This is a genomic window from Rhizorhabdus phycosphaerae (genome assembly GCF_011044255.1).
In the GTDB taxonomy this organism is placed as follows: domain Bacteria; phylum Pseudomonadota; class Alphaproteobacteria; order Sphingomonadales; family Sphingomonadaceae; genus Rhizorhabdus; species Rhizorhabdus phycosphaerae.
This window is the reverse complement of record NZ_CP049107.1, coordinates 1,106,107-1,128,977: the sequence shown is the minus strand read 5'-3', so window position 1 is coordinate 1,128,977 and position 22,871 is coordinate 1,106,107. Positions and strand designations below refer to the sequence as shown.

Annotated in this window: 24 protein-coding genes; 12 read left to right on the top strand and 12 right to left on the bottom strand. The window is 64.7% G+C overall.

Annotation, left to right across the window (positions count from 1 at the left end):
- The first annotated feature begins 33 nt into the window (after positions 1-33).
- On the top strand, positions 34-252 hold the full coding sequence (locus G6P88_RS05125) for a hypervirulence associated TUDOR domain-containing protein (protein WP_165322144.1): 219 nt from the start codon (positions 34-36) through the stop codon (positions 250-252).
- A gap of 19 nt (positions 253-271) precedes the next feature.
- Here the strand turns inward: G6P88_RS05125 and trmFO are convergent, their stop codons facing one another.
- Genes trmFO through G6P88_RS05110 form a run of 3 tightly spaced genes read right to left on the bottom strand, consistent with a single transcriptional unit; the run spans position 272 to position 3,092 of the window.
- On the bottom strand, positions 272-1,606 hold the full coding sequence (gene trmFO, locus G6P88_RS05120) for a methylenetetrahydrofolate--tRNA-(uracil(54)-C(5))-methyltransferase (FADH(2)-oxidizing) TrmFO (RefSeq protein ID WP_165322143.1): 1,335 nt from the start codon (positions 1,604-1,606) through the stop codon (positions 272-274).
- A gap of 56 nt (positions 1,607-1,662) precedes the next feature.
- Complete coding sequence (locus tag G6P88_RS05115; protein ID WP_165322141.1) at positions 1,663-2,835, bottom strand: winged helix-turn-helix domain-containing protein; 1,173 nt, start codon at positions 2,833-2,835, stop codon at positions 1,663-1,665.
- Positions 2,832-3,092, bottom strand: coding sequence for a hypothetical protein (locus G6P88_RS05110; protein WP_165322140.1), 261 nt, complete (start codon positions 3,090-3,092; stop codon positions 2,832-2,834). Before G6P88_RS05110 ends, G6P88_RS05115 begins: the two co-directional genes overlap by 4 nt.
- Positions 3,093-3,254: 162 nt before the next feature.
- Between G6P88_RS05110 and G6P88_RS05105 the strand changes: the two genes are divergently transcribed.
- A complete protein-coding gene (locus G6P88_RS05105) occupies positions 3,255-4,061 on the top strand; it encodes a hypothetical protein (RefSeq protein ID WP_165322138.1) in 807 nt (268 codons plus the stop codon).
- A 132-nt stretch (positions 4,062-4,193) separates the two neighbouring features.
- Positions 4,194-4,820 carry a YbhB/YbcL family Raf kinase inhibitor-like protein gene (locus G6P88_RS05100; RefSeq protein WP_165322136.1) on the top strand — a complete coding sequence of 209 codons (627 nt, stop codon included), beginning with the start codon at positions 4,194-4,196 and terminating at the stop codon, positions 4,818-4,820.
- A 4-nt stretch (positions 4,821-4,824) separates the two neighbouring features.
- On the opposite strand, the gene G6P88_RS05095 is transcribed toward G6P88_RS05100, so the two are convergent.
- Both G6P88_RS05095 and G6P88_RS05090 read right to left on the bottom strand, forming a co-directional pair.
- Entirely contained in the window at positions 4,825-5,727 is a 903-nt protein-coding gene (locus tag G6P88_RS05095; RefSeq protein ID WP_165322134.1) for an LOG family protein, read from the bottom strand.
- Positions 5,728-5,790: 63 nt separating this feature from the next.
- A complete protein-coding gene (locus tag G6P88_RS05090) occupies positions 5,791-6,462 on the bottom strand; it encodes an extensin family protein (protein WP_165322132.1) in 672 nt (223 codons plus the stop codon).
- A 330-nt stretch (positions 6,463-6,792) separates the two neighbouring features.
- Between G6P88_RS05090 and G6P88_RS05085 the strand changes: the two genes are divergently transcribed.
- The 3 genes from G6P88_RS05085 (at position 6,793) to G6P88_RS05075 (ending at position 8,637) form a co-directional block, all read left to right on the top strand.
- Positions 6,793-7,377 carry a hypothetical protein gene (locus tag G6P88_RS05085; protein ID WP_165322131.1) on the top strand — a complete coding sequence of 195 codons (585 nt, stop codon included), beginning with the start codon at positions 6,793-6,795 and terminating at the stop codon, positions 7,375-7,377.
- Positions 7,378-7,463: 86 nt separating this feature from the next.
- The gene (locus G6P88_RS05080) at positions 7,464-8,054 is read left to right on the top strand and encodes a hypothetical protein (protein WP_206335864.1); all 591 of its coding nucleotides are present in this window, start codon (positions 7,464-7,466) and stop codon (positions 8,052-8,054) included.
- A gap of 37 nt (positions 8,055-8,091) precedes the next feature.
- Complete coding sequence (locus G6P88_RS05075) at positions 8,092-8,637, top strand: hypothetical protein (protein ID WP_206335863.1); 546 nt, start codon at positions 8,092-8,094, stop codon at positions 8,635-8,637.
- A gap of 217 nt (positions 8,638-8,854) precedes the next feature.
- Here the strand turns inward: G6P88_RS05075 and G6P88_RS05070 are convergent, their stop codons facing one another.
- Both G6P88_RS05070 and G6P88_RS05065 read right to left on the bottom strand, forming a co-directional pair.
- Positions 8,855-9,250: a DUF4345 domain-containing protein gene (locus G6P88_RS05070; RefSeq protein WP_165322128.1), complete on the bottom strand. Its 396-nt coding sequence runs from the start codon at positions 9,248-9,250 to the stop codon at positions 8,855-8,857.
- Positions 9,247-9,705 (bottom strand): DUF2721 domain-containing protein, encoded by a 459-nt coding sequence (locus G6P88_RS05065; RefSeq protein ID WP_165322127.1) that lies wholly within the window; start codon positions 9,703-9,705, stop codon positions 9,247-9,249. The genes G6P88_RS05070 and G6P88_RS05065 overlap by 4 nt, the downstream gene beginning before the upstream one ends.
- Positions 9,706-9,903: 198 nt before the next feature.
- Here G6P88_RS05065 and G6P88_RS05060 point away from each other — a divergent pair, with 198 nt between their 5' ends.
- A complete protein-coding gene (locus G6P88_RS05060) occupies positions 9,904-10,185 on the top strand; it encodes a hypothetical protein (protein WP_165322126.1) in 282 nt (93 codons plus the stop codon).
- 63 nt (positions 10,186-10,248) lie between these two features.
- Here G6P88_RS05060 and G6P88_RS05055 read toward each other — a convergent pair whose 3' ends face one another.
- Positions 10,249-11,457 carry an LL-diaminopimelate aminotransferase gene (locus G6P88_RS05055; protein ID WP_165322125.1) on the bottom strand — a complete coding sequence of 403 codons (1,209 nt, stop codon included), beginning with the start codon at positions 11,455-11,457 and terminating at the stop codon, positions 10,249-10,251.
- Positions 11,458-11,585: 128 nt separating this feature from the next.
- On the opposite strand from G6P88_RS05055, the gene G6P88_RS05050 reads away from it, so the two are divergent.
- From G6P88_RS05050 to clpS, 3 genes are all read left to right on the top strand, one after another.
- Positions 11,586-13,334, top strand: a complete 1,749-nt coding sequence (locus G6P88_RS05050; RefSeq protein WP_165322124.1) for a PHA/PHB synthase family protein — start codon at positions 11,586-11,588, stop codon at positions 13,332-13,334.
- A 106-nt stretch (positions 13,335-13,440) separates the two neighbouring features.
- Positions 13,441-14,286 (top strand): phasin family protein, encoded by an 846-nt coding sequence (locus G6P88_RS05045; RefSeq protein WP_226946729.1) that lies wholly within the window; start codon positions 13,441-13,443, stop codon positions 14,284-14,286.
- 166 nt (positions 14,287-14,452) lie between these two features.
- Positions 14,453-14,815 carry an ATP-dependent Clp protease adapter ClpS gene (gene clpS, locus G6P88_RS05040; RefSeq protein ID WP_425594476.1) on the top strand — a complete coding sequence of 121 codons (363 nt, stop codon included), beginning with the start codon at positions 14,453-14,455 and terminating at the stop codon, positions 14,813-14,815.
- Between the two features lie 41 nt (positions 14,816-14,856).
- Here the strand turns inward: clpS and G6P88_RS05035 are convergent, their stop codons facing one another.
- Together G6P88_RS05035 and G6P88_RS05030 are read right to left on the bottom strand one after the other, a co-directional pair.
- Positions 14,857-15,648, bottom strand: coding sequence for a hypothetical protein (locus tag G6P88_RS05035; RefSeq protein ID WP_165322123.1), 792 nt, complete (start codon positions 15,646-15,648; stop codon positions 14,857-14,859).
- Positions 15,648-18,260, bottom strand: a complete 2,613-nt coding sequence (locus tag G6P88_RS05030; RefSeq protein ID WP_165322122.1) for a TonB-dependent receptor — start codon at positions 18,258-18,260, stop codon at positions 15,648-15,650. Before G6P88_RS05030 ends, G6P88_RS05035 begins: the two co-directional genes overlap by 1 nt.
- 134 nt (positions 18,261-18,394) lie before the next feature.
- On the opposite strand from G6P88_RS05030, the gene murA reads away from it, so the two are divergent.
- Positions 18,395-19,678, top strand: a complete 1,284-nt coding sequence (murA, locus tag G6P88_RS05025) for a UDP-N-acetylglucosamine 1-carboxyvinyltransferase (RefSeq protein WP_165322121.1) — start codon at positions 18,395-18,397, stop codon at positions 19,676-19,678.
- 53 nt (positions 19,679-19,731) lie between these two features.
- On the opposite strand, the gene G6P88_RS05020 is transcribed toward murA, so the two are convergent.
- Positions 19,732-20,292, bottom strand: coding sequence for a hemerythrin domain-containing protein (locus tag G6P88_RS05020; RefSeq protein ID WP_165322120.1), 561 nt, complete (start codon positions 20,290-20,292; stop codon positions 19,732-19,734).
- A gap of 263 nt (positions 20,293-20,555) precedes the next feature.
- Here G6P88_RS05020 and G6P88_RS05015 point away from each other — a divergent pair, with 263 nt between their 5' ends.
- On the top strand, positions 20,556-21,455 hold the full coding sequence (locus G6P88_RS05015; RefSeq protein ID WP_165322119.1) for a winged helix DNA-binding protein: 900 nt from the start codon (positions 20,556-20,558) through the stop codon (positions 21,453-21,455).
- A gap of 35 nt (positions 21,456-21,490) precedes the next feature.
- Here G6P88_RS05015 and G6P88_RS05010 read toward each other — a convergent pair whose 3' ends face one another.
- The gene (locus tag G6P88_RS05010) at positions 21,491-22,810 is read right to left on the bottom strand and encodes a cystathionine gamma-synthase family protein (RefSeq protein ID WP_165322118.1); all 1,320 of its coding nucleotides are present in this window, start codon (positions 22,808-22,810) and stop codon (positions 21,491-21,493) included.
- Positions 22,811-22,871 lie beyond the last annotated feature (61 nt).

Sequence of the window (22,871 nt, the reverse complement as noted above, 5' to 3'; positions counted from 1 at the left end):
CCAAGTGGTTCTGGAACGGGAGAGGAGATCGCCATGTCCAACAAATTCCGGAAAGGCCAGAAGGTTAGCTGGACGTGGGGCGCGCATAGCGCCCATGGTCATGTCGAGGAGCGGTTCGAACGACGCGTCCAGCGGACGATCGAAGGAAGCCGGATCGTTCGTCGGGGCACGACGGACAACCCGGCCTATCTCGTCGAAACCGACGAAGGGAAGAAGGCACTCAAGCGGGGATCCGAGTTGACCGCCGCCTGACCGGGCCGATGCGCGACGATCAGGCGGCTTCGTTATCCGCCATCCAGCGGCGCAGCGCTTCGTCGGCACGCTCGGACATCATCACCTTGCGATCGCCCTTGCGCTTGCGCCCGCCGCGCGCGCCCTCCAGCGGCGGGAACAGCCCGAAATTGACGTTCATCGGCTGGTAGCTGTCGGCTTCCGCATCGCCGGTGATGTGGTTGAGCAGCGCACCCAGCGCGGTGGTCTCGGGCGGACGAGCGAAGCTGCGACAAAGCAGCTCGGCAGCGGCGAAGCGCCCCGCCAGCAAGCCGATGGCGGCGGACTCCACATAACCCTCGCAGCCGGTGATCTGCCCCGCAAAGCGGATGTGCGGGCGCGACTTGAGCCGCAGGGTTCGGTCGAGCAGCTTCGGACTCTGGATGAAGGTGTTGCGGTGCAGCCCGCCCAGCCGCGCAAACTCGGCCTTTTCGAGGCCGGGGATCGTCCGGAACAGGCGGACTTGTTCTGCGTGCTTCAGCTTGGTCTGGAAACCCACCATGTTCCACAGCGTGCCTAGCGCATTGTCCTGGCGCAGCTGGACGACCGCATAGGGCCAGCGCCCGGTGCGTGGATTGTCGAGGCCGACCGGTTTCATCGGTCCGTGGCGCAGCGTGTCGACGCCGCGCTCGGCCATTACCTCGACCGGCATGCAGCCGTCGAAATAGGGGGTATTCTTCTCCCACTCCTTGAACTCGGTCTTCTCGCCGTCGAGCAATCCCTGATGGAAGGCGAGATACTGCTCCTTGTCCATCGGGCAGTTGATGTAATCCTTGGTCTCGCCCTTGTCCCAGCGCGAGGCCATCCACGCCACGTCCATGTCGATCGAATGATGATGGACGATCGGGGCGATGGCGTCGAAGAAGGCCAGTGCGTCTGCCCCGGTCGCTTCGCCTATCGAGGCGGCGAGCGATGCAGCGGTCAGCGGGCCGGTCGCGACGATCACCGCGCCGCTGCCGGGGAGCACGTCGACACGCTCGCGGACCAGCTCGATCATCGGGTGGTCGGCGATCGCGCGGGTGACGGCCTCGGCATAGCCCTCGCGGTCGACCGCCAGCGCCGATCCGGCCGGCACGCGATGCGCATCCGCCTGCGCCATGATCAGCGATCCGAGCGCGCGCATCTCCTGGTGGAGGAGACCCACCGCATTGTGCGGGTCGTCGGAGCGAAAGCTGTTCGAGCAGACGAGTTCGGCCAGGCTGTCGGTCTGGTGGGCAGGCGTCGCCTCGACTCCGCGCATCTCCGACAGGCGGACCTTGATGCCAGCCTGCGCCAGCTGCCACGCCGCTTCGGAGCCGGCGAGCCCGCCGCCGATAATGTGTATCTGATGATCCATGCCCGCGCTTTAGTCGCACCCGCCTTTGGTTTGAAGCGTCTTCCGCCGTGCGATACTCAGGCGGGCAGATCGCGGCCCTCCACCGCCTCGAGCCCCAACCAGTCCGCCATCTCGCGGAGGAGGGCGGTCAGAGCTTCGCCGCTGTGGGCAGGTGCGCCGGGTTCATGATGCACCGACTGGACGAGAAGTCGGGATGACTGCCGATCGGCCTTCAGGTCAACTCGGCCGACGAGCCTGTCGCCCAGCAGGAAGGGCAAGACATAATAGCCGAACCGCCGCTTGTGGGCAGGCGTGTAGATTTCGATCCGGTAGTGAAAACCGAACAGCCGTTCTGTCCGCGAGCGCTCCCAGATCAGCGGGTCGAAGGGTGCTAGCAGCGCTGCGGCCGATATGCGCTTCGGCGCGCGCGCGTCGCGATACAGCCAGGCGGTCTTGGCCCAGCTCTCGACCTGTACGGGCTCGAGCACGCCTTCCTCGGCCAGTGCGGCGATGGCGTCGCGGGTCGGCGCGACTTCGGTTCGAAAATAGTCGCGCAGATCGGTCTCTGTCGCGACGCCCAGCGCGCAAGCGGCGCGCGCGATCAGTGCACGATGGGCCGCCGCCTTGTCGGGGGTAGGCAGGGCGAGAATGTCTGCGGGAATGACCCGCTCGGTCAGGTCATAGACCCGCTCGAACCCGTTGCGCCGGGTCGCCGTGGTGATGTGGCCCGCCCAGAACAGCCATTCCAGCTGACGCTTGGCCTCGCCCCAGCCCCACCAGCCGCCTTGCCCCTTGCCGTCCTCGAAGTCGGATGCGGACAGCGGGCCTTCGTCCGCGATGCCGGCGAGCGTGCGCATGGCTTCGGGGCGCCGCTCGCCGGCATAGGATCTCAGCGATCCCCATCCCCGTTCTCCCCGGTCCGCCTCGGCCATCCGCCAGCGCAGCAGCGGGTGCAGGTCTAGCGGCAGGAGCGAGGCTTCATGGGCCCAATATTCGAAGATGCGGCGCTTGCTGCGCGGGCCCCACGCGGCTTGGTCCAGCCAAGTGCGATCATAGGCTCCGAGACGGGAAAAGGCCGGCAGATAATGCGCTCGCGACAGCACATTGACGCTGTCGATCTGGTGCAGCGAGAGGCGGTCGAGCGTTGAGGCAAGATTGCGCGGGCCGGCTTTGCATTTCCTGCCGCCAAATCCCTGTGCCGCCAGCACGACGCGTCGGGCGTCGGCAAGCGAAAGCGGCTGGGGGCTCAATGCCGCTCCATGCGGCGGGCGGCCCACAGATAGTCTTCCGCCGCCTTGCGGTCGCGCTCGTCCTTGAAGGCGGCCTGCGGGTCGGGCGCCGAACCCAGCGCCTCTAGCAATATCCACAGGGCGAATCGCCGACCGCGCTCCTGCTCGGTGCCGAAGGCGATCGCCACGCGCTCACGCCCCGCCTCGATCGTCTCCTCGTCGAGAGCCTCGAGCGATGCGGTGCCGAAATAGTGAAAAAGCAGATCGTCGAGGTCCATAGCGATGCGATGCAACGGCCGGCTCGATCTGACAAGCGTCGTCCCTCCTCATCGAGCGCGGCAGCGCATTTTCGTTAGGGGCTCGTCGCCACTGTTCCGTAACGGAAGATCGTGGCACTGTCGTCTTCGGCCGGGGGGCTGACCCTTTGAGGGGATGGGGACATGCATCGTTCATTTTTCAAGCTGTGTGCGGTTCTGGCGCTCGCGACGCTCTTCGGCTGTGCGTCGATGGAACTCCCGCCACCACCATCTCCCACGGTCGGAGAGTCGGCTGGACAGACGCCTGCCACGACCGTCGTCGTGCGCGAACTGCTGCCGCGGGAGCGGAATTTTGCGGCGACGGCAACCGCCTATCCTTTCCGGGCGATCATCCTGCTGACCAACCGGAACAGCAGCCGCAACAAGAAGCTGTGCAAGGCCTATGTGGGCCTCTTGACCACGCCCGAGGTCGCGCAGCAGGTGGTGCCTGGCGCGCAGCCGATCCCGACCTATTGGCCGGTGAAAGCGACGACTTCGTCGACCGACTGTGCGGCGATGCTCGCGGCTTATGATTATGAGGGGGCCAAGGCGCTGCTGCAGGTCTATGGCCTCGCCGACGTCAAGGGGCCGGTGTTCATCGTCGCCGACAAGAATAATCGCTACGCTTTTATCGATCTCAGCAAAGCGAGCGAGGCGCAGATGCGTGCCATCGTTACTGGCTGGTACGCGGGTGTGGTGCAGAACGGACTCAAGAACGCCACGATTGCCTCGCCCAATTTCTTCGAGGTTTTCGGAACCAGCATTTGCGGCCTGACCCGCAATATCATCGCGCAGCAGGCGCCGCCGCAGGGCGGTGATCTTCAGGATCCGATGACATGGGGCTGGGATGGGACGAGGTGGACCAAGCCGTCGATCCTGCAGATTGGCTCGGTCCTGATCGGCGGAACGATCACGAACACAGTGTGCGGGCTGGTCGCGACCATGACCTGAATGGGCAAGGTCGGCGGCATTGGCATGATCTGGCGCAATGCCGCCGATGGTCCTTTCTCCTATCGCTCGACGCCTGCGGGATCATTCACGGGCCTTCCCGCATTTAGTCGATGAACCAAGGAGGAAGGATCGATGTTCGAACATCTGCCGCGCTGGCTGGGCGGGCTGCTGCACAACGTGCGGGCGGGCCACTCCAAGCTGGTGATCGTCAATCCCGATCTGTCGATAGGCGAGACCATCATCGATCTGGAGAGCCCGGCCTTCGGCTATGGCGCCAGATTGCCGATCCGCTTCACCGCCGACGGCGACGGCATATCGCCGCCGCTTCTGTGGGGCACGGTTCCCGACGGGACGGCAAGCCTGGCGCTGATCGTCGAGGATCCCGACGCGCCGGCCCTGCAGCCGCTCGTCCATGCGCTTGTCTGGAATCTGCCCCCCGATGAGCGGCGGCTGGCCGAAGGCGCCATCGCGCCCGATGGTGATGGCCAGGCCGACGGTCGCGACGTCGGACGCAACAGCCTGATCGGGGAGGGGTGGCTGCCGCCCGATCCGCCCTCGGGCCATGGCTCGCACGATTATGTCTTCCAGCTCTTCGCCCTCGGCGAGCGTCTCGATGTTGGTCCGAGTCCCGGGCGCAGCGAACTGGTCGAAGCGATGAAGGGCAGGGTGCTGGGCGCGGGCATGCTCGTCGCCACTTATTCGCGCGACGAGGAAGCTGTCGGCTCCGGGCGCGCTGTGCCCGGAGCCGCCCCGGCCTGAGGGATCAGGCCTGCTGCGATTGCGGTTCGCGGTGCAGGTGCACGCGCTCGCGCGTGGCATAATAGAGGTTGAGCTTGTCCCACGCCTCTTCCGCCGTTTCGACGAAGCGGAAGAGGCTGAGGTCGTTTTCGCTGATCACGCCTTCTTCCACCAGCCCGTCGAAGTTGACGATCCGCTGCCAGAATTCCTTGCCGAACAGGAAGATCGGAAGCTGCGCCATCTTGCCGGTCTGGACGAGGGTCAGCAGTTCGAACAACTCGTCGAACGTGCCGAAACCGCCCGGGAAAGCCGCCACGGCCCGCGCACGCAGCAGGAAATGCATCTTCCTGAGCGCAAAATAGTGGAACTGGAAGCTGAGGTGCGGCGTGACATAGGGGTTCGGCGTCTGCTCGAAGGGCAGGACGATGTTCAGGCCGATCGATTCGGCTCCGACATCCTGCGCACCGCGATTGGCCGCCTCCATGATCGATGGCCCGCCGCCCGAGCAGACGACGAACTGACGCTTGCCGGCGGCGTCGAGCGGGCATTGGCTGGCAATCTGGGCCAGTTTCCGGGCCTCGTCATAATAGCGGCTCTTCGCGCGCAGGCGCTCGGCGATGCGGCGCTGCTTGTCGGTCGTGGCCGATTCTACCAGAGCATCGGCCTTGCCCGGCTCAGGGATGCGGGCAGAGCCGTAGATCACGAAGGTCGAGCCGATATTCGCTTCCTCCAGCAGAAGCTCGGGCTTCAGCAGCTCGAGCTGGAAACGGATCGGCCGGAGGTCGTCGCGCAGCAGGAAGTCGCTGTCCTGGAACGCCAGCTTGTAGCTGTCGCTGACGGTCTGGGGGGTTTCGGTGGCCGTGTTCGCGACGGCGGCGTCTTCTTTCGCGCGGGAGAAAACGCGCTGGGGTATCTTTCTATGTGCCATGTCCGCTCTGTATCATCTGGTCCCTTTACCCCCGATTACGGGGAAGGAAGAAAGTGGGGCAGCCTATCGGCAGTAAGGGCCGTTGCCCATGTCGAAATGGAAATGGTCGTGGTGCAGGGCGTTTGCGTCTGGCCCCAGCACGACGGAAAAGCGCGCGCAGGCCGCGCGGTGCAGCCCGCGCAAGAAGGCGCGCGCATTGGCATCCGCCCCGTTCCAGCCGTCCCGCACGCTGATCCGGCGTCCGTCGCGCAGCTGAAAGGCGGCGATGTCGACCGCATTGGCCCGGCCATGTTCGGACAGGCGGTTGCCGGCCTGGTTGTTCACCGGGCGACAGGCGAAGGAGCCCATGCTCTCGATCTTCACGACGTCGGTTCCGAGCCAGCGCCTGGCCTGCGCCTGCACGTCGGTACGCACCCATCGGGCAAAGGGTGCCGCCAGGATGCACTTCACCGCGCCAAGATTGGTGACAGGTATGCCGATCGCCAGCAGCTTCACTGCCGAGGTCGCCGAGCAACCATTGTCGAACGTCCGGTCGGGCAGCGCCTGCACATCGGATCCTTCGGCCCGCATCATCGCAACGCACTGACGGAAGCGCTCCGGGCTTTCGACGGCTTGCTGCGAGGGACTGCGAGGGCTTCGGGGAGAGGGTATGCAACCGGCGAGCAAGGTCGACAGCAACAGCAGAGCTGGAACGGCCAGCCGCGTGCATCGAGCCTCGTTCGCAGTATTTGCCATGGTCGCCCGATCCTCACGCCCGCGATGTGCGGCCCTCGATCATGGCGGGCCGAAGCGGCGCGGGAAAGTCCCTGGCGCCCGCGCCGCGCCGGGATCTGCCTGTCGTGCGGCGGTTCGATCGATACGGCATAAATGCATGATGGCCGCTGCGCAGTCGAACTCACCATCCTCGTTGAAAGGAGCGCCGTTTGAACGTCCATTTGGACGGCGGAGCACACACAGGTTCGGGTCGGGGAGAAATTGTTTACCATTGGGGTCTTTTACTTACCCGGGATGTGCAGCAATATGCTGTCACATTGTGGTGCGTCAGCACCTGATCGGGGTGGGAATATGCGCTTTCATTCTGCCGGGCTTCTGCTTGGCATATCCATGCTGTTTGCCGCCCCGGCGCTTTACGCGGCCGATCCACCCTCTCGGGCAGCGGCTATCGCTGCGGCCGACGCGGCTGCCGGCCTTCCGGCCAAGCCAGCCGAAGTCTCCGCGTGCCAGACGCCTCCCGCTCCGGGACAGAAGCTGGCCGGCGACATGAAGCTGGGCGAAGAGGGGCACAGCATAACGCTTGCCAATTCGGGCGGCGGCGATGCGCTGGTGAAGATCCGCCATGCGGCAACGGGCAAGCTCGCCGCGAGCTACTTCATCCGGTCGTCCGAGGAACTCGCCATCGAGGGCGTGCCGGACGGCACCTATATGATCCAATATGCGTTCGGTCCTGCGCTGGCGGCGGACTGCAAGTCCTTCACGCGGATCATCAAGGCCAATCAGATGCCCGATGCGGATGTGCTCAAGACGGTCGTGATCGACGACGAAGACCATACCGAGGTCAAGCGGTCGAGCGTGTCCTATGCGCTCTCGGTCTCCGAAACCGCTAATGTTAAGCCCGTCTCTATCGACGCTGCGGCGTTCAACGCCGAATGAACATGCAAGGGCCGATAGGCTATCCGCCTCCGACCCTCGTAAGGCGGCGCTCCGCCTGGGCGAGGCTGCGGCTGCCGATCGCCATCATGCTGGTTGTGGCCATCGCCGCGATCGGCGCAGCATTGCTCATGCCGCCTGCGAGCCCGCCCTCCTTCCGGCATGCCGATACCAGCCTGCCTGCGGCTCCCGTGGTTAGGCCCCCACCGGTCGAGAAGGCCGCGCCGGTACCTCCGGTCGTTATCGACATTCCCCGGCCCGACATTGCTACTGCGGCCAAGCCGGTCGACGGTCGCAAGGCAAACCATTGGCATTATGTGCCCCGGCTGGGTGATGGACCCGGCGTGATCTACAGCCGCACCGGGCGTGGGTGGGACTATGCCCTTGCCTGCACGACGGCCACGTCGACGATCGAGATCATCGCGGTCGGGACCGGGTCGCCAGGAAGCTTCGACCGCCAGTCGATTACCGCGGGCAAGACCAAGCTGATGATGGACGCGACCTATTCGCCCGACGGCGGCGGGACGATCAGCACCCGCATTCCCGCCCGCCATCCTTTTCTTGGCGCTCTCGACGGCTCGGCACCGATGGAGATCCAGCTTCACGAAACGCGCAAGACGATCGTGCCGGTGGATCCGGAAGTCATTCGTCTGATCAGACAGTGCCGCGGTCGCGGCTGAGCAGCCTGCGGGGTTTCCAAGCGAAGACCGATCGGCCATGAGCCTGCGGATGCGCTTATCCGATTTTCCTTCCGCTGCCGCTGCGGTTGCCCTCGCGGTTCTGAGCTCCTGCGCCGCCGACGTCCCGGCCCGGCCGGAGGGCACACCCCCGCCGCCGTCGGTCGCGGCGCCCGCACCTGCCGTGCAGGCGCGCCCGGCCGACTGGCGGGACTGGCCGATCACGCCGGGTCTCTGGCAATACCGGCCGGGCACGCCGATCTCTTCGGCGGCCTATGGGGATGGGCAGGCGCCGTCCTTCGTCGTCCAGTGCGACTCCGGTCAGCATCGGGTGACGATCATGCGCCAGGGAACGACGGCGGAGATGACCATCTCGACCTCAAGCCGGACGGCACGTTTTCCGACCGGGCATGTCGAATTGGAAGGGCGTGCCATGTCGGCCGTCATCCTGAACGCCAATGATGCTTTTCTGGATGCGATTGCGTTCAGCCGTGGTCGGCTTGGAATTGCCTCACCAGGGCTGGAGCAACTCGCCGTTCCGGCCTGGGCCGAGCCGGCACGAGTGGTCGAGGATTGCCGAAAATAATCCGCATTACAAGGCTTGTTCATGGCCTTCGCTTCGGGGATGGTGAGGGCCTCGGCAACAAGCGAAAGGAGGTGATCCGATGTCTCATGGTTCAGCATGGAGGTCGGTTCTGTCCGTTCGGGGGACGCGCTTCTAGGAGCGCGGTTGGTCTCCCGGGCCGGCACTCCGGCCGCTGACCATGTTAGGGGTTGCCGGGATCTTGTCCCGGCAACTCTTTTCATTTTCGGGGCATGTTCCGCGCGACGCGCGCCTGCCACAGCATCAGCACAGGTACGACCAGCAGTTCCATGACCAGGGCGGCCTGGTGCTCCCCGCCCGGCGGTCCCTTTTCGACCCAGCCCAGCGCGCGGCCGATGCCGCCGGTGATGACGATAGCCCCGAGCAGGCGGAAGCGCGCGCCATGTGTCTCGATGCGTCGAACGCTGGCGAGGAAGAGCAGTCCGATCATCGCCAGCAAGCCCGACAGATAGCGAAAGTGGCTGTCCAGATTCTGCGCTGCAGCAGAACCGCCGGCCATCGACGGCCCGATGATCATTCCGGCCACGCCGGCAAGGATCGGCACCGCCGAGGCCAGCGCCACCGCGCCTTGCAGCAGTCGGCGTTCGAGCGTCATTCGCGTTCCAGCAATTCGTCCTGGATACGCGTCGCGCGCACCGCGATCCTGACCTCGTGGAGGAACATGCCGAGGCCGCCCGTCAGGAGAAACATCGCCAGGATGAAAACGACCGACATCGCTTGACCGACCGCAAGGTCGAGCAGCACTGCGATGAACAGACCGGCGATGACGATGCAGATCAGGACCGCGCTGATCGTGCACAGGATGAGCGCGCGATTGGCCCAGCGCATGCGTTCGTCGATCCAGCGCAACTGCTGCACCTGATGGGCGTGGCGGGGGTCGTCACGCGGCGTGAAATTCTGCTCGATCCACCGCGAGCGGTCGACGACGCGGCCCATCCGCCCCGTCAACATGTTCAGAATCGCTCCGATTGCGGTGAGCAGGAAGCAGGGTGCCATCGACAACTGGATCGTGTGCGCGATGTCGTCGAGGGCGAACTGGGTGGGGTCCATGGGTTCATTTGTGCGGCAATCGGGGGAGCCGCACAAGTGCGGCCGCTACGGAAGAGCGAGGACAGATGCGGAAACTGCAATGAGTGCAATATCTGCAACCGTGAATGAGTTTTATTCAATTGCCTTCGCACCTGCACAGAGGAATGGTGCATTGCACAAACAAAGAGGATCCGCTGGCAAACTCGAAGGGAGAATGTGATGAAGAAGTTCGCTGCACTCGCAATTCTGGCCTCGATCGCCGCACCGGCGATGGCCGAAAGCTTCACCCGCGACGGAATCACCTATGACTACACCGTCAAGACGATCGGTGAGTCGACCGTGATCAAGGGCAAGATCGTCAACAGCGGCGAGGCCTTCCGCCTCCGCGTCAAGAACGACCGCGTCTCGGGCCAGGTCGGCGTGTGGCCGGTCAGCTTCAAGGCCGACGCTCCGGTCATGACCGCCCAGGCCGGCGGTTCCGCGGTCCTCGCCGCGAACTGATCCTTCCGGATCACACCGAATTAAAAGGGGAGGCGGGCGACCGCCTCCCCTTTTTTCATGCCCTCAGCTCGCCTTCAGCGAACCGGCGTTGACGCCCATCGACTGGAGGTAGCGCTTGATGTTGCGCGCGGCCTGGCGGATGCGCTGCTCATTCTCGACCATGGCGATGCGGACATAGCCCTCGCCATCCTCGCCATAGCCGACGCCCGGCGCCACGGCGACGCCCGCATGGGTCAGTAGCTGCTTCGAGAATTCGAGGCTGCCGAGATGCGCGACCGCCGGAGGCAGCGGCGCCCAGCAGAACATCGACGCGCGCGGCGACGGGATTTCCCAGCCGGCGCGGGCGAAGCTTTCCACCATCACGTCGCGGCGCTTCTTGTAAAGCTCGCGGTTCTTCTCGACGATGTCCTGCGGTCCGTTGATCGCGGCCACGGCCGCGGCCTGGATTGGCGTGAACGCGCCATAGTCGAGATAGGATTTGACGCGGGTCAGGGCCGAGATCAGCGTCTTGTTGCCGACCGCGAAGCCCATCCGCCAGCCGGCCATGCTGTAGGTCTTGGACATGGAGGTGAACTCCACCGCCACGTCCTTGGCGCCCGGCACCTGCAGGATCGAAGGCGTCGGAACGCCGTCATAATAGAGCTCCGAATAGGCCAGGTCGGACAGCACCCAGATCTTGTGCTCCTTCGCCCAGGCGACGAGCCGCTCGTAGAAGGCGAGATCGACGACCTCTGCGGTCGGGTTCGACGGATAGCCCACCACCAGCACCGAGGGTTTCGGCACTGTGAACTTCACAGCACGGTCGAGCGCTTCCCAATAGCGTTCATCGGGGGTCGTCGGCACCGAACGGATCGTCGCGCCCGCGATGATGAAGCCGAAAGTGTGGATCGGATAGCTCGGGTTCGGCGCCAGCACGACGTCGCCGGGTGCGGTGATCGCCTGCGCGAGATTGGCCAGGCCCTCCTTGGATCCGAGCGTGACGACGACCTCGCTGTCGGCGTCGAGCTCGACGCCGAAGCGCCGCTGATAATAGCCCGCCTGCGCGCGGCGCAGGCCGGGGATGCCCTTCGACGCCGAATAGCCATGGGCGTCGGGCTTGCGCGCGACTTCGCACAGCTTCTCGATCACATGGTCGGGTGGCGGCAGATCGGGATTGCCCATGCCCAGGTCGATGATGTCCTCGCCCCGCGCTCGCGCCGCTGCCCGCATCGCATTGACTTCGGCGATGACATAGGGCGGCAAACGCTTGATGCGGTAGAATTCCTCGGACATTTCGTTTCCTTCGGGTTTCGGACTTGGCGAGCGGGGATCCATCCCCCATGGTCGCCGCCGCGACCTATACAGATTCTGCGCGCCGATTGCAGGCGGGATCGTGAAAAAAGCTGAGGCTGGGAGCTGGCATGGCGGACAAGGACGGCGGACGGAGCGAGGGCGAGGTGCCGACGCTGGGAGAACTTCAGCACTGGACCGGGGTCATCGGGCAAGCGCAGCAGTTGATGATGGAGCAGATGGCCGAGACGATGGCCGCGCTGCCGGAGGAGTTGCGCCTTCCTGCCATGCCGTCCCCGCTGTTCGCCGATCCCGCGAAGCTTGCCGACCAGCAGGCCGACCTGCTCAAGGCGGGCCTCGGGGTGTTCGGGCAGTTGCTCGAGGGGCAGCCGGGGACGGAGGCGGCGCGCGACCGGCGCTTCAAGGCGGACCAGTGGCGGTCCTCGCCGATCTTCGGCATCATCGCCGATGCCTATGTCATGCTCTGCGACGTCTGGCTCAAAGGGGTGGATGCGATCGAGGGACTCGAGCCGCGCCAGCGCGAACAGCTCCGCTTTGCCGTGAAGGCGGCGGCCGACGCCTTGTCTCCTTCCAATTTTCCGCTGACCAATCCGCTGGTGCTCGAACGGATACTCGAAACGCGGGGGGAAAGCCTTCTCCGCGGTATCGAGCATATGATGGCAGACATGGGGCGCGGCCAGCTGACCCACAGCAACCCCGAAGCGTTCGAGGTCGGGCGTAACATAGCTGCCACGCCCGGCAAGGTGGTCCACGAGACTCCGCTCTACCAGCTCATCCAATATGATCCGGTCGGGGAAAGCGTGCTTCGGGTGCCGCTGCTGATCTTCCCGCCCTGGATCAACCGCTTCTACATCCTCGACCTGAACCCGAAGAACAGCTTCATCCGCTGGGCGGTGGAGCAGGGGCTTACCGTCTTCGTGGTGTCGTGGAAGTCGGCCGACGAGACGATGGTCGACGTGACGATGGACGATTATGTCGTGCGCGGTCAGGTCGATGCGATCGACGTCGTCCGCGATCTGCTCGGCGTCGAGAAGGTTCATACGATCGGCTATTGCGTCGCCGGTACCGCACTGGCCATGACGCTCGCCTATCTCGAGGCGACCGGCGGCGCGGACAAGGCCGCCAGCGCGACCTTCTTCACCGCCCAGGTCGATTTCAGCGAAGCCGGCGATCTCCAGCTGTTCGTGGACGATGAGCAGATGGCGCTGATCGACAGCCTCACCCAGGGCACGGGCGTTCTCGACGGTCGCTACATGGCGGCGACCTTCAACCTGCTGCGCGGCCGCGACCTGATCTGGCATTATGTGGTCCAGAACTATCTACTGGGCGAGGATTATCCTGCCTTCGACCTTTTGCACTGGAATGGCGACACCACGAACCTGCCCGCCAAATGGCACCGGGCCTATCTGCAGGACCTTTACCGCGACAACCGCCTTGCCCAGCCGGGCAGCGTAACGATCGACGGGGTTCCGATCGATCTCCGGCGGATAGGCACTCCGGCCTATATTCAGGCGGGCCGGGAGGATCATATAGCGCCGGTTCGCAGCGTCTGGAAGCTCATGGACCACCTCGCGGGGCCGAAGCGATTCGTGCTGGCCGGATCGGGGCACATCGCCGGTGTGGTGAACCCGCCGGCAGCCCGCAAATATCAATATTGGACCTGCGATGCGCCGCAGGCTTCACTTGAGGCGTTCGAGCGGGCAGCCAAGGAAACGCCCGGCAGCTGGTGGCCGGACTGGGTCGCCTGGATCCAGGCGATCGATCCCAGCCAGGTGGCTGCCGAAGGCGCGCGAGTGCCGGGGCAGGGGCCTCGTCCGGCGATCGAGGATGCGCCCGGTCGTTATGTGCGAACGCGATAGCGAGTCTGCAAGAAAAGCGTCAACGAACCTCGTTAGACCATTTGCAAAGGGCGGCGGACCGGGCTGAAGCCGGGTCGGTCGACCGTGTTGCAGTGCACAAAAGACCTTGCGCCAGACGGAAAAAGGTTTATTGTGCGACGCAACATTGACAGTGGATCGTGATTCGATGGCGAACAAGATCACTCGGAAGACTGGTGTCGGCGGTTCCGCCAAGCCCGTGACCGTATCGGTACCCGTTGCCGACCGGCGTGCGGCGGGAAGTGCGCCGGCCAAGCCGCCCGAGCCCGCTATCGTGGCTGACGCTGGCCCTGTGGCAAAGGGCAAGTCGGCAGCAGCGGCGACTGTGGCAGGCAAGCAGGCCGCTCCGGCGCCTGTCGCTAAGGCTGCGGCCGCCGTCTCCGTCAAATCCGCCCCAGTTCCTGCGCCCGCAGCTCCTTCGGGGGTTGTGGCGAAGCCCGCACCGGCAGCGTCAACGCCGGAAAAGAAGGGAGTGCCCGCTATGGCCACCACCGTCCAACCCCAGCCCAAGGCTGCTGCTGAAAAGGTCAAATTCATGATGTCTGATTTCAACGATCGCGCCAAGGCCGCCTTCGAAAAGACCGCCAAGGCTGGCGAGGAAATCGCCGAGTTCACCAAGGGCAACATGGAAGCCCTGGCGACGTCTGCCAAGACCGCTGCCAAGGGCGCCGAAGTTCTCGGCCAGGATATGGCCGAATATGGCAAGAAGAGCTTCGAAACGGCCACCGCCACGATGAAGAGCATGGCGACCGTCAAGACCCCGACCGAGCTGTTCCAGCTGCAGAGCGATTATGCCAAGTCGGCTTTCGACGGCGCCGTCGCGCAGGCATCGAAGCTCACCGAGTCGTGGCTGAAGCTTGCCGGCGAGGTGATGCAGCCGCTGTCGAGCCGCGCAGCGATTGCCGCCGAGAAGATCAAGTCGGCTTCGCTCTGATCTCGATCCAGTAACGGATTTCGGGCCGGTCATTCCCCAAAGGGAATGGCCGGTTCGTCGTTTTATGGGGTTCGGAAAGCCGCAACCCGTCGCCGCCCCCTTGCCGAAGCTGCCGACGGTGCCATATTCTGGCGATCCCGTTCCTGTATTGAGTCCCGCGCTGACGATGAGCCACCTGAACCATATCGATGCCGCTATCCGCATGGCGACGCGCAAGGATGGCGAGGATCAAGGCACCGGCCTGGGTCTCGCGACGCGCACGCGTACGCGCACCAAGAAGCCGTCGCCCTACAAGGTGCTCATGCTCAACGACGACTACACCCCGATGGAATTCGTCGTCCTCTGCCTTCAGCGCTTCTTCCGGATGAACATCGAAGATGCGACGCGCGTCATGCTGCACGTCCACCAGAAGGGTGTGGGTGTGTGCGGCGTGTTCAGCTACGAAGTCGCTGAGACCAAGGTGAGCCAGGTGGTCGACTTCGCCCGCCAGAACCAGCATCCGCTGCAGTGCACGCTGGAAAAGGCCTGATCCAGGCTTGACGTCGCAGGCAAGCGTCGTTCCCCGACGGTTTATCGCCTCGCTGCAGCCTGCTCGTCGACCGGAGGAACCCGGCTCGCGACGATAGACCGTGTCGATCGTTCGATCGACCAGAGCAGTCGGGGCTCGTTCGGGTCCCAGGCAATGGCCTGGCCATTGGTCGGGATCGCCATCGTCCCGACATGCAATAATTCGGATCCCGCTTCCGGCAGTTTGAGCACGTAAAGCTCGGGTCGATCATGACCGGTCACATATAGATAGCCGTCGCGGCCCCAGACCCCGCCGGACGAACTATATGGCGCCATGCGCTCGAGCACGCTGTCGGGCAATAGCCAGGCGCCCTGTTCGACGAAGCGGGAATCATATTGCACGATTGTGGTCGACCGGTGATCTCGGCCCGCATCGCCGCCCTTGCCGTCATAATTGGCGAAGCAGGCCCACCAGCTGCCATCGTGCCAGTCGAGCCAGGTCAGCGAACCCCGGCCCGGGCCGAGGCTGCGCGACGCGACATGCTTCATGCTCCGTGTGTCGAACCATTCGACCGAGCTCGCCATCGGCGTCTTCGGATAGTTGGACGCCGCGCAGACCAGCCTCGCCTTGAGAGCGATGCACGAGTTCATATGGCGGAACAGAGCGGGGTCTCCGCTCCAGCGCGACAGGACGCTTCCCGCACGGGGATCGAGCTTTGCGATCGTCGCATTGTCGATGGCGAACAGGTGGCGGCCGTCCGACACGACGCCCTGCCGGGCATCCTCTGCCGCCATCCGCTTCTGCTCGACGGCGGGCGAGAGGGCTAGGGCGAGGGCGAGGAGCGTCGCTGCCATCAGAGCTTCACCGAGATGCCGCCATAATAGGTCCGTCCATAGCGTTCGTTCTGGATCACCCAATCTTGCCGTCCGCCCTGATATTGGCGGGTGGGCTCATCGGTCAGGTTCTGCGCCTCGGCGAAGATACGGATATTGTCGCTGAGCGCCACGCTGATCTTCGCGTCTAGCCGCCGCAGGTCGTCATTATACTGGTCCTGATAGTCGATCGCGCCCGCTGCGAGCAGCGACCTGCCGGTGTTGTGATAGGCGATCGAACCCTCCAGCGGGCCGCGCTGATAGAAGAGTTCGGCGCCGTAGAGATAGCGCGACTGGCTGGGGAAGGTGGAGGTCCTGCCGTCGGTGAGGCGCAGCGTGGAGTTGGTCAGCGTGCCCGTCAGGCTGACGCCGAAGCCCGACAGCAGGCCCGGCAGGAAGGTGAACTGCTGCTGATACTGCGCCTCGATGCCGACGATATCGCCCCGGTCCGCATTGAGCGGCTGGGTGGTGCGCAGGATCGCGTAGGTCCGCCCGTCGAGCGTCACGTTGTTCTGCGTGAAGGTCTGGGTGAAGATCGGATTCTTGATGAACTTGGCGAAGACACCGATGCTCAGCAGGCCTCCCTTCGCGAAATACCATTCGGCCGTGGCGTCGAAATTGTCCGAGCGATAGGGCTTCAGGTCGGGGTTGCCGAACGAGATGCTGCCTTCGAACGTACCCGCCACGGTGCCGTCCTCATAGCTGAGCGACCCGCTCGGCGACAGCTGCGCATAATTGGGGCGGCCGATGCTGCGGGTATAGGCCAGCCGGAATACGGTGTGGTCGGAGGGGGTGATCCGGACGATCATGCTCGGCAGAAAATCATCGTAGCTGTTGTGCGAGCGGACCGAAACGACGCTCGCCGCAGCACCATTGGCGCTCGCGAGCTGAAAGCCTGTCACGTTCAGCTTGGTGCGCTCATAACGCAGTCCCGGGGTGACCGTGATCGCGCCCAGATCGATATTGGCCATCGCATAGGCGGACCAGACATCTTCGCCGACCACGAAATCGTTGAGGGTCGCATTGGATAGCGACGTCGCATTGTCCTTCACGAACAGGCTGCCCGCCAGATTCGATGCGGTGAACGCGCGGATCGCGTCGAGGTCGATCACCGGCGAAACGACATAGGGTTTGCCCGCCTTCGGATAGGACAGCACCGGCTCGCCGGCCAGGCCGAACTGCGCGAGCGTGAAGCGGGTGGCTGCGCTGCCGCCGCGGGTCCAGACGTCGTTGTTGGCGTCGAAATCCTTGTCCGTCGTCCGATATTTGCCGCCGAACTTGAGGAAGCTGCCGTCGCCGAGTGACGCGAGGTCATAGGTCAGGTCGATCTTGCCCTGCCAGATGTCCTCGTCGCCGCGCTCGTTCTGTTCGGTATATTGGCGGAAGTTCATTTGCGACGCGCTGCACTCGGTCCGCGGTGCGGCGCTGAAGACCTTGTCCGTGAAGTCGAAGTCGACCGTCCCGGGGTTGCAGCGGAACTGCCAGAGCTGATTGGGCTCGCGCACCTCATTGTGGACGCGGGCCAGCACATAGTCGAGCTTGAGCAGCTCGAACCGGCTCGATCCGCCGAGCATGCCGGCGAGCACCGACTTCTGCTTGTGCTCCTGGCGCAGGTCCTGTCGGCGCTCGGGGCCCGATCCATTGCCGACGCCGACATTGGGCGTGCCCGTGACCGTACCCGTCAGGCCATTGCCGTCGAGGTTGAAAGCGCGCGAGTTGACCAGCGCGTCGGTCGCGAAATCGAGCCGGTAGCGCTGGCGATATTCGTCCTCGGTGAACTTGCTGTAGATGCCGCGCAGATAGAATTGGTGGTCCTCGCCGGGGCGCCAGTCGAGCGAGCCCGTGGCGCCGATCCGCTCGCGCTTCAGGCTGTAATCGGTATACTTGACGTTGATCGGCAGCCCGCCGCGCGCCGCGCCGGCCACCGGGCGCCAATCGTCGGGGTAGAGACCGTAGCTGGTGTAGGTGCGGTCCGAATAGCTGGCGCCGAGCGCGATGCCGAATTGCTCTTCGCTGCCGAAACGCTTCGCGACGGCCACGTCGCCGCGGATCGGGCGTTTGTCGTTCAATTCCTGATAGCCGAGCTGCGCATTGGCGACGAGCGAGAAGGCGTCGCGAAAGTCATAGGCGGTCTGGGTGACGAGGTTGATCGTGCCGCCGATGCCCTGGCCGTCCATGTCGGGCGTGCGCGCCTTCGAAACCTCCACCCGGTTGAGCAGCTGGCCGGATATGACGTCCAGGGGCAGGGCACGGGTCTGTCCATCCGGGTTGCCGATTTCGATACCGTTGATCGTGTAGCCGTTGAGGTCGGACGGAATGCCGCGGACGGACACGAAGCGGCCTTCGCCCTGATCATAGGTGACGCCCACGCCGGGCAGGCGCTCGACGACCTCGGCGACGTTGCGGTCGGGAAGACGGCCGATCTCATCGCCCGCAGCCACGTCGGAAATGCCGATCGCATCGCGCTTGGCGGCGATGGCCCGCTCCTGCTGGGCACGCTGGCCGGTCACGACGATGTCGTCTACCTCCTGCGCCGTCGCGGCGGATGCGAGGCACAATAGCGCCACACTGGCGAGCAGATGCGAACGGTTCATCGATAACCCCCTGAAAGATAAAGTCGGGGCGGCGGGTATCGGACGTCCGTGACGCCGGTGTTGAGGGGCGATGACAAATCCAAGTCGCGAAGCCCGCGCTTGAGGCGCGCGCGACTCCCCGATACAGGCGGTTCATGGATCGCATCACTATTCGGGGCGGAAACCGCCTGTCCGGCCGCCTGCAGATTTCCGGGGCAAAGAACGCGGCGCTAACGCTTCTGCCCTGCGCGCTTCTCACGGGCGAAGATCTGACTCTGACCAACCTGCCCCGGCTGGCCGACGTCGACGGCTTCGGCCATCTGCTCAACGAGCTGGGCGTGTCGACCACGGTGCGGCGCGGCCAGGGGGATCTGATCGGACGCGAGATGACGATGTCGGCGAGGGTGATCGCCTCGACGGTCGCGCCCTATGACATCGTGCGCAAGATGCGGGCGTCGATCCTCGTGCTCGGACCGCTGTTGGCCAGGGCAGGGGAGGCGACCGTGTCGCTACCCGGCGGATGTGCCATCGGCAATCGGCCGATCGATCTCCATCTCAAGGCGCTCGAGGCGCTCGGCGCGCAGATCGAGCTTACCGCGGGCTACGTCCGGGCCACCGCACCGAGCGGCGGCTTGCGCGGCGGCAGGATCAATTTTCCGGTCGTGTCGGTCGGCGCCACTGAAAATGCCCTGATGGCGGCGGTGCTCGCCCAGGGCGACACCGTCATGGAGAATGTCGCACGCGAGCCGGAGATCGTCGACCTCGCGCGCTGCTTGGTCGCGATGGGTGCCGAAATCGACGGCATCGGGACCGACCGCATGACGGTCCGTGGCAAGACCAGCTTGCATGGGGCGGAATATGAGGTGATGCCCGATCGGATCGAGGCGGGCAGCTATGCCTGCGCCGCCGCGATGACCGGCGGGGACCTGTTGCTTGCCGGCGCGCGACTGGAGGACATGGAAGCGATTCTGGCGGGATTGCGTGAGGCGGGCGTCACCATTGAGGGGCAGGACGACGGCATTCGCGTTACCGCCAGTGGCCGCCCGTCGGCTCTGACATTGTCGACCGCGCCCTTTCCTGCCTTCCCGACCGACATGCAGGCGCAGTTCATGGCCATGCTCGCGCTGGCCGATGGGACCAGCGTGCTGACCGAAACCATCTTCGAGAATCGCTACATGCACGTGCCGGAACTGGCGCGCATGGGCGCCGATATCCAGGTTCATGGCCGCACGGCCGTGGTCAAGGGCGTGGACGGGCTCGTTGGAGCCGACGTGATGGCGACCGACCTGCGTGCCTCTATGAGCCTCGTTCTCGCCGGACTGGCAGCCGAGGGCGAAACGCGCGTGCACCGCGTCTATCACCTGGACCGCGGCTATGAGCGGCTCGAAGAGAAGCTCTCTGCAGTCGGCGCGGATATCGAGCGCGAAAGCGACAGCTGAGGATGTGGCGTGGCGAGGGCAGGCCCTGAGCCCGTCCCTCGCCTTCGTCGGAATCAGGTGCGGGCAACCTCGTCGGGCTGCGCTTCATGGGTGCGGCCTGTCTCGCCGGTCGAGATGATCTGGTCGTACAGTTCCGCCTGTCGGGCCCGCAAGGTCTCGCCAAGGGCATCGAGGTCGATCTCCCCCTTTTTATGCGCCTCGCGCGCATCGGCGAACATGTCCTCGTCTTCCTCGTCGATATGGTGGATCGTCTCCTCGCCGAGCACGTGGATCTTCGAGGCGAACAGCGGCTCATCGCCGTTGAGCTGCTCGAGTTCGGCAATGATCCGCTTGCCGGACTGATGCTCGACGATCCCTTCATTGACCTCGTCGTCGCCCAGTAGGGGCCGGAGCGCCGGGTAGAGTATCTCTTCCTCGATCGCCATGTGCACGGTCAGGCGCATGCAGATTTCGCGCGCGATCTGGACGAGCCGCTCGGGGTTCGCCTCCTCCGCTTCATCGAACAGCGCACGGAAGGCATGATGCTCCTCCTTGAGAAGGGCTATGGCCACCGGGTCGTCCGAGGCGATCTTGTGGGGCGGCTGCTTGTTTCTGCTCGCATAGCTATCGGACATGACGGTCTCCGCTTCAGGGGATGATCGTCAACGATGCACGGCACGTGCCGTTCCAGCGCAGCGCTCGCCGGTTGCAATCATGCCGTGATTCACGTGATCCTGGGCGCGGTGATTGTTGCCAAGTCACCGCAGTTCGCGTGATTTTGGATGAATTCATCCATAACGGACCATTTCTGTGCTGACAGCACTTTGCTGTTTGCTAGTTTTTACAGCAACATGGCACGCGGGGGCGGGCATGTTTTTCAGCGTGCTGGAGATAGTTTATGGACGTCGGGGGGGGCTCTCCCACCATATTGATATTCAGCGACTCAGTCGATGGTGCCTCGGCTGCCGTCCGTCATGCCGAAGCGCATGGCGGCAAGGTGGCCGCAACTTTGCCCCTCACCGGTGCCCTCGACCGCCTCGATCCGCAATTGTCGGTCGACCTGGTCATCATCGACGTCAGCCGCGATCATGGCGAACCGCTGGACGAGTTGCTTCGGCGGGTGGATCGCGCGGCACGCCACCGCCATTTCTCGAGCGTCGTGGTGGCGTCGCCCCACGTTCTCGACATCGTGCTGGCGCGGGTAGGACATGAGGATGTCGAACTCGTCGTCGGGCGTGACAGCCGCGCCCTGGAGGAGGTCATCGCCGACCGCCTTTCGGCTGAAGGCACGGTTCTCCAGGATGTCCGGCTGAAGGGCCTGTCCGGATTGCCGCAGCTCTCGGCTATGCCCCCTCTGCCGGACACATTGACCCGGGGGCTGGGCATGCCCCTGCGCGAAGAGCGCGAGCCTTATGGGCTGACTGCCGGCGACGAGTCGGTGACGACCGACCGCATGCTGCTTGATGCCGCAGCAATTCGCGACATGATCCGCGCACGCCGAATGCGCGAGCATTTGTTCGGGCATGGGCTGTTCGCCGATCCGGCGTGGGACATTCTTCTCGATCTGACGGCCGCACGGCTCGAGGGGCGGGCGGTGGCGGTGTCGAGTCTGTGCATAGCGGCTGCGGTTCCGGCCACGACCGCGCTGCGCTGGATCAAGCAGCTGACCGATGCCGGGCTGCTGCGCCGGGTGGCCGACCCCGAGGATGGCCGGCGGGTTTTCATCGAGCTGACCGATCGTGCCGCGCGGGCGATGGGAGATTATTTCGACGCGGTGCCTTGGCCTCGAAGGGAGTAGACGCCGACCCTTGCGGGCCGGCGTCCCTGGCCTGGTCAGACGATGTGACGCAAGGCCTGCGCGAAGTCGGCGATGAGGTCGTCCGGATCTTCGATACCGATCGAGATGCGAACGAGATTGTCACCGATATCGAGCGCGCGCTTGCGTTCGTCCGATACCGATAAGTGCGTCATGCCGGCCGGGTGGCTCGCCAGAGTCTCGGTTCCGCCAAGGCTGACGGCCAGCTTGGCGATCTTGAGCGCATCGAGAAAAGCGAACGCCTCGGTCTCGCCGCCCTTGAGATAGAGCGAGAAGGTCGACCCCGCACCGGTGCAGTGGCGGCGAAAGATGTCGGCCTGGCGCGACCCGTCCTCATGAAAGCCCAGATAGCCGACGCGCTCGACCTGCGGCTGGGCGCGCAGCCATTCGCAGACCCGGGCGGCATTCTCGCCCGCCCGCGTCATCCGGAGCTCGAGCGTCTCCAGCGAGCGCAGCAGCATCCAGGCCGTGTTCGGGTCCGTGATCGTGCCGATCGTGTTGCGCATCGCGCGGACCGGGTCGAGCAGCTTCTTGGCGCCGACGACGCCCCCGGCGACGAGGTCGCTGTGGCCGCCGGCATATTTGGTCAGCGAATAGACGACGAGGTCGGCGCCGTGGCGCAGCGGCTTCGACCAGAGCGGGCCCAGAAAGGTGTTGTCGATCGCGATCGGGGGGACGTCCTCCTCGCCCGCGAACAGGCGGTCACGGACGTCACGGACTGCCTCGACGTCGACCAGCGCGTTGGTCGGGTTTGCCGGGCTCTCCAGGTAGATCAGCGAAACGCGCCCTTTTGCCCTGGCAGCCTCGATCACGGCCGAGATTTCCTCGGGCGTGGCCCCGGCGGGGAAGTCGAGCCAGGACACGCCGAATTTGCCCAGGATACGCCCGATCAGCGTTTCGGTCGCAGCATAGAGCGGCGCCGAGTGGACGATCACGTCGCCGGGACGCACCGTCGCCAGCAGCAGCGTAGCGATCGCCGCCATGCCGCTCGAGAAGCTGAGCGCGTCCTCCGCATCCTCCCAGATGCCCAGGCGGTCCTCCAATATCTCCTGGTCCGGACCGTTGAAGCGCGAATAGACGAGACCGTCGGCACCTCCGGGCCGCTTGCCGGTGACGCCTTCGAAATGCCGCTTGCCGGCGGCGGCGCTCTCGAAGACGAAGGTGGAGGTGAGGAAGATCGGCGGCTTCAGCGCGCCTTCCGACAGCATCGGATCATAGCCATGCCCCATCATGAGCGTGGATGGCCGGAGACGGCGACCGTCCAGCTCCAATATTTCGGGTTTGGGCCGGCGACGCGGCGTCGTCCCGCCGAGGGCGGGGTCTTCGATGTTGGACATGCGGGATTCCTGCGAACTATTTTTATGATGCCAGGATGATGCGCCGGGTACCGGTCATAGG